This window comes from Bifidobacterium pullorum subsp. saeculare (genome assembly GCF_016899725.1).
In the GTDB taxonomy this organism is placed as follows: Bacteria; Actinomycetota; Actinomycetes; order Actinomycetales; family Bifidobacteriaceae; genus Bifidobacterium; species Bifidobacterium pullorum_C.
Genome location: NZ_JACLYU010000137.1, coordinates 1 through 493, shown reverse-complemented (window position 1 = coordinate 493; position 493 = coordinate 1). Strand labels below are relative to the sequence as shown.

Below are 493 nucleotides of genomic sequence, written 5' to 3'. Positions count from 1 at the left end.
CTCCTGGCGCTCACTCGCCGACCAGCCCTGGGGTGCCACGATCCCGACGCTCGCGGCTGCAGCGGCCGCGACCTCCCGCATCCGTCTCGGTACGTTCGTCGCGTCGCCGAACTTCCGGCATCCGGTTCCCTTCGCGAAAGAACTCGCCACGGTGGACGACATCGCCGGCGGTCGCCTGCTGCTCGGCGTCGGATCCGGCGGCACAGGCTTCGACGCCTTCGTGCTCGGTCAGCCCGAGTACACGCCGCGCCAGCGCCACGAGCGCTTCACCGAGTTCGTCACCGGGCTAGATGCGTTGCTGAGGTTCGAGACCGATTCGACAGGAATCTCATTTACCGGCGACTGGTTCACCGCGGTAAACGCAAGGATGGTCGGCGCACCCGCCCAGACACCGCGAGTCCCGTTCATCCTCGCCGCGAACGGCCCGAAGGGTCTGGGCCTTGTCGCTCGCTTTGGTCAGGGCTGGGTGACGACCGGACCCGAGGGCGTCACG

General features: G+C 68.2%; 1 protein-coding gene. It reads left to right on the top strand.

Annotation, left to right across the window (positions count from 1 at the left end; genetic code table 11):
- A partial coding sequence (locus tag H7U32_RS09835; RefSeq protein ID WP_204469864.1) for an LLM class flavin-dependent oxidoreductase occupies window positions 1-493 on the top strand: 493 nt, incomplete at both ends.